Origin of the sequence: Polynucleobacter aenigmaticus (genome assembly GCF_002206635.1) — a bacterium.
Classification (GTDB): Bacteria; Pseudomonadota; Gammaproteobacteria; order Burkholderiales; family Burkholderiaceae; genus Polynucleobacter; species Polynucleobacter aenigmaticus.
In genome coordinates this window covers 1-5,529 of the sequence record NZ_NGUO01000027.1, presented here as the reverse complement: position 1 = coordinate 5,529, position 5,529 = coordinate 1, and the positions used below count along the sequence as shown (strand labels likewise).

The window sequence follows — 5,529 nt, the reverse complement described above, 5'->3', positions numbered from 1 at the left end:
TTTGGCAGCGCAGCTGTTGATATAGGCTACCGCCAGCCGCTTTATCCGCATAGACATGGCGGTAAATCGTCTCATGGCTAATGCCTACTTGATTGGCAATTTGGACTGGGCTCCACTTGTCTAAGAGGCAATCAACTGCCTTGCTCCAGTCGGTAGCAGCAATCTGGGTAGCGTTGCGAGAGCCTAAGGATCGTTCTTGCGTCAAGAGACAGGCTTGCCTAGGTCGATAACCCTTACCTCCCGTATTGCGAGCAAGCTCACGGCTAATGGTCGACTTATGTCTATCCATCAGCTTTGCAATCTGGGTTTGGGTTTTTCCGTCTTTCATGAGGATATAAATCTGATATCGTTCAGTTTGGCTAAGGTGTTGATAGGTCATGGCTACTTTGACTTGCAGGTCTAGAAGCTTTGGATACTAAAACATCCTTAGCCACTAGGCGTTTATCAAAGTTGCACTTCGTAGTTGAATCCGCCAATACATCAGGAACCAATTTTAATTTAAAACACTGGTTTTTATAGAATCACAACTATAAGTTGTTCATTTAATTAAATATCTAGTTACATTAGAAAAACTCTATTTAAGGCTATAAATTTTTCGTAATTTTATGCCCTTGATATCTTTCAAGACTGATGGAGTAATCAATCCCTACCTGCGCTCAAAGCTGTAGTTAGCTACGGTGGGTCATCCAATAAACAATGGTTTCATATTTTTATTAGCACTATGTTAGTTACTTTCCAAACCTCACAAGATCGGGTTCGATTCTGTTTGGTGCTCGGCTACGCTTTGATAGCCATCCCCTCTGCCCAGGCCCAAGTGCCGAGTGCGGGATCATTTCAGCAAAATATCGACCAAGAGTTGCGTCAGAATCCTTTGCCGCAAAAGGCTGCCCCTAAGTTAATTCCTGAGCCTGAAAAAAAGGCAACTGGTGGCATTAGTTTTGTACTCAAGGCCGTCAAGTTCACTGGTAACACCGTACTTTCAAATTCTCAGATTGAGTCACTTATTGAGCCTTATCTCAATAAGTTGATTGATTTTGGTCAGTTACAAGTATTGGCTTCTGCAATTGAGGTCGCCTATCGTAATTCTGGTGCTATTGCTCGGGTAGTCATTCCACCCCAAGATATAAATAATGGCGTTCTAACAATTCAGATCGAAGAATCAATATTTGGTATCACCAAGATTGAAGGCGCTATTACACGTGTAAAGCCTCAGCAGATAATTGACATCATGAACGCTGCGCAAACTAGCGGTCAGCTGGTAGAGGTGTCTCGATTAGATCGAGGAATTTTGTTGTCAGATGACTTGCCTGGCGTCACTGTTGGCGGCGTTTTAGCGCAAGGCTCGACAGCACTAACTACCGATCTAATTGCTAGAGTGGCTGATGAGCCATTGGTCTTTGGAAATGCCCAGGCCGATAATACGGGACCCACTTCCATAGGGGCATACCGCGTCTTAGGAAACCTCGGAATTAATAGTCCTCTAGGTGTGGGCGATTTATTGTCGGCAACCTACTTATATTCTGAGGGAAGTAACTATGGTCGTTTAAGTTACACCGTGCCAGTAGGTAACGATGGTGTACGGGTTGGTGTGAATGCATCAACCCTTGATTACAAGCTCGTATCAGGCTCTTTTGCTTCTTATGGTGGCTTTGGTACAGCTCAAACTGCTGGTTTAGAAGCAAACTACCCACTAATCAGATCAAGAACGGCCAACTTGTATGTTGGTGCCAATGCCGACTACCGCCAATTTAGCAATAGTTATTCTGGTACCTTAGTTAGTCAATACAACGTGATGGATTACTCTGCGACCGTTTATGGCAATTCTTTTGATAGCCTTGCAGGCGGCGGTGGTAACCAAGGCAGTTTAACTTTAGTAACAGGTAGCGTAAATCTTGATGGTTCTCCAAGCCAGTCTTATGTGGCAAACAGCACCGGGGCACAAGGAAGCTTTACTAAACTACGCTACAGCGCAGCTCGTACACAAAACATTATTGATGACTTATCTCTATTCGCCAGTCTTACAGGTCAGGCCACTAACCAAAATTTAGATTCATCAGAAATGTTTTACCTGGGTGGCGCCTATGGGGTGAGGGCCTACCCCACGAATGAAGGCGCGGGTAGCCAAGGTCAATTAGCTACTGTTGAATTGCGTCAGAAATTCCCTGAGAACGTTGTAGCTGCTTTGTTCTATGACTATGGGCATGTCCAACAAAATGCTAATAACAGCATTAATGGTGCCAGCACTATTAATAGTTATGCCATGAAGGGTGCCGGTTTATCTCTGGGCTGGAAACCGGCCTCAAATATCGATTTAAAAACTATTTGGGCTAAACGTATTGGGGCTAATCCCAATCCCACCTCTATTGGCGGCTATCAAGACGGCACCAATGGAAGTAGTCAATTTTGGTTTATGGGGAGCATTGCATTTTGAAGATCAATAGACATAAAAATTCACTTAAAGTATCGACGTTCATTACGCTACTTGCATCCTCAGTGTATGCAGCACCTCCTGTCGCCACTCAACTTCCTACAGGCTCTGCAGTTGTTGGTGGTGCAGCGACGGTTAGCCAAGCTGGTGCGGTCATGCAGATCAACCAAGCCACTCCTAGAGCGGCGATTAACTGGCAGACTTTCAATGTGGGCTCTGCTGCAACAGTCAATATTGCCCAGCCTAATGCTTCCAGTGTTCTTTTAAATCGTGTTCTGGATACTAATGCCAGTCAAATCTTTGGCAAGGTAAATGCCAATGGACAGGTTTTCTTAGTGAATCCTAACGGGGTTTACTTTGCTCCTAGTGCGAGTGTGAACGTAGGTTCATTCTTGGCCACTACAGCCAATATCAGTACTGCTGACTTTATGGCAGGTTTAAGCACTTTTTCTGCTGGTGGTGCTACTGGTTCAATTATCAATGATGGTAATTTAACGGCTGCTTTGGGTGGCTATATTGCCCTTTTAGCTCCCTCCGTAATTAATAACGGGGTTGTGATTGCTCAGATGGGTACAGTAGCTTTGGCGGCCGGTAATGTTTACGAGCTTCAGTTTGCCGGCAACACACTCTCTAACGTTCAAGTATCTGCCTCTGCTGTGGATGCTTTTGTATCCAACGGTAACGCGATTTATGCACCAGGTGGCTTGATTATTCTGTCTGCTCAGGCAGCACACCAAATTCAAGGTGGGGTGATCGGCAATACAGGTGTTCTAGATGCAACAGGAATGACAAATAGTGGAGGCGTGATTCGCTTAACAGCTTCTTCAACGATCAATGTTGGCGGCGTCATTAAGGCTGATGCCGCACCAAACAGCGTAGGTAATGGCGGTAAAGTTGACATCATTGCTGATTTAACAAACTCCAATAGCAAAACCAATGTGACTGGCACGATTACTGCTAAAGGCGGTGATTTAGGTGGTAATGGCGGACAGGTTGATACTTCAGGTGCTCATGTTGATGTAGCGGAAACAGCTTCAGTTAATACCTTGGCTAAAAATGGCACATCGGGTAGCTGGACTTTAGATCCAGACGGATATGTAATTGCTGCCACAGGCGGCGATATGACAGGTGCTCAAGTAACGAGCGCTCTTACCACCAATGGTATTGTTACGATTGCTTCTACTAATGGGACAAACCCAACAAATACAAGCGGTAATGTAGACGTTAATGACAACATTACTTGGAACAACAATCAGCTAGTTTTGACTGCAACAAAAAGTGTGAATGTAAATGCACAGCTTGCAGTTTCTGGCACAGGTAGCTTAGCTATTAATACAGCCGCTGCAAATCCTGCCGCTCCAGAGGTTGGTCTTAACTACGGGCTGAACAGTGCTGGATTTTATGGCTCAACCACATTTACTCAGTCTGGTGCTGGCTACTTAACGATTAATGGCCTTGGCTACACAGTTGTTAATACCTTGGCGCAAGTACAAAATATCAATGCCAATCTGAATCTTAACTACGCACTCGGAGCATCCCTTGATGCATCCGCGACTGCAACTTGGAATTTGGATATTCCTAGTGGATTTTATGCTGGGTTTATCCCTGTTGGTTCAGTTGCCGCACCATTAAATGGTCATTTTGAAGGTCTTGGTAATACCATTTCTAACTTATATGTAACCCCCGTAACGAGTGCGGCGGCAGTAGGTTTTATTGGCTCAGTGGGAACTGCTCCTAATCTAATCGAAAATATTGGCTTAATTGGAGGCACTGTTGGACGCGCGTTTGGTGGTGCAACCCCATCTAGTGCTCAATCTGGTTTCTTATTAGGTGAAGGCGCTGCTGTTGTTGTTAGAAACAGTTATGCAACGGGCAACGTAATCGGTGGTGCTCATAGCGGTGGTTTAGTGGGCGAAATGGCGATTGGTGCCATTTACGGGAGTTACGCGACTGGTGCTGTTACAGGTGGTGGAGACTCGTTTGGTGGTTTGTTAGGTTTTATGAGTACTGGTTCTATAGCCAATAGTTATGCAACAGGAAATGTAGATGGCGGCGCAAACACTGGCGGCTTGGTAGGTCAATATAGCTCGGGCACAGTGAAGAATGTTTATGCCACAGGCAATGTTAATGGCGCAGCCAATACGGGTGGGTTAGTTGGTTACTATACTTCTGGAACCCTTGGTATAGCTTATGCAACTGGTAATGTTACTGGCGCGGCTAATGTAGGCGGTTTAGTCGGTGCTAAAACTTCCGGCACCGTTACATCCACTTACGCTACTGGCACTGTTGGTGGCGCATCAGGCATATCCGGCCTTATTGGTGGTGGAGATCAAACATTTATTACTGATAGCTTTTCTACTGGCGTGGTTCCTGGTGCAACAATACTTCCATCTTCTTACAACACACCTTATGGCAGTCTCTCTAGTAACTATTATGTCCCTGCAGATGGCTCTACCCCTTATTTGATTCCTTTGGCAACGACTGTTTATGTTACCCCTGACAATATGTCTCAGATATATAACGGTCTTGCATTTAGCGGTACTGGTACATCAACATTCTCAGCTCCAGTAGTTAATCCAGTTGGTACGTTGGTTTATACAATCCCAGCATTAACAGATGTAGGAACAAGCGTGATTAGCGTTTCGGGATATACCGGAAGCCAGAAATATAATTATGTTTATAAGACGGGTACTTTGAGCGTTACTCCAGCTACATTGACTGTAACTGCCAATAACGCAACTAAGGTTTACGGTGCAGCAACTCCAACCCTGTCTAATACCATCACTGGCTATAAAAACGGTGAGAACATTTCAGTCGTAACAGGCTCAGCGACACCAACTACAACGACTACAGTAGCCAGCGGAGTTGGTGGCTCAGTATTGGTTGCTACTCCAGGTAACTTGGCTTCTGGCAACTATGTGTTTACCTACGCTAACGGTACTTTGAACATCACTCCTGCCGCTTTGAGCGTAACTACCGATGCTTCTACTAAGGTTTATGGTGCAGCTTTACCGACTTTCTCAAGCACTGTAGTTGGCTTGGTAAACGGTGACACTACTTCTGCTCCGACTTACACCTCTACTGGTTCTGCTTCTAGCGCT

3 protein-coding genes are annotated in these 5,529 nt (G+C 45.1%); 2 read left to right on the top strand and 1 reads right to left on the bottom strand.

Annotated elements, in window-relative coordinates; genetic code table 11:
* A partial coding sequence (locus CBI30_RS10855; protein ID WP_143744400.1) for a helix-turn-helix domain-containing protein occupies nt 1-379 on the bottom strand: 379 nt, incomplete at its 3' end.
* A gap of 342 nt (nt 380-721) precedes the next feature.
* On the opposite strand from CBI30_RS10855, the gene CBI30_RS10850 reads away from it, so the two are divergent.
* Both CBI30_RS10850 and CBI30_RS10845 read left to right on the top strand, forming a co-directional pair.
* Nucleotides 722-2,431 (top strand): ShlB/FhaC/HecB family hemolysin secretion/activation protein, encoded by a 1,710-nt coding sequence (locus CBI30_RS10850; protein WP_088528310.1) that lies wholly within the window; start codon nt 722-724, stop codon nt 2,429-2,431.
* A partial coding sequence (locus CBI30_RS10845; protein ID WP_143744399.1) for a beta strand repeat-containing protein occupies nt 2,428-5,529 on the top strand: 3,102 nt, incomplete at its 3' end. The genes CBI30_RS10850 and CBI30_RS10845, both read left to right, overlap by 4 nt.

Excerpts from the sequence above, each read along its gene's own strand:
- CBI30_RS10850 (WP_088528310.1), top strand. The coding sequence starts at position 722 with ATGTTAGTTACTTTCCAAACCTCACAAGATCGGGTTCGATTCTGTTTG.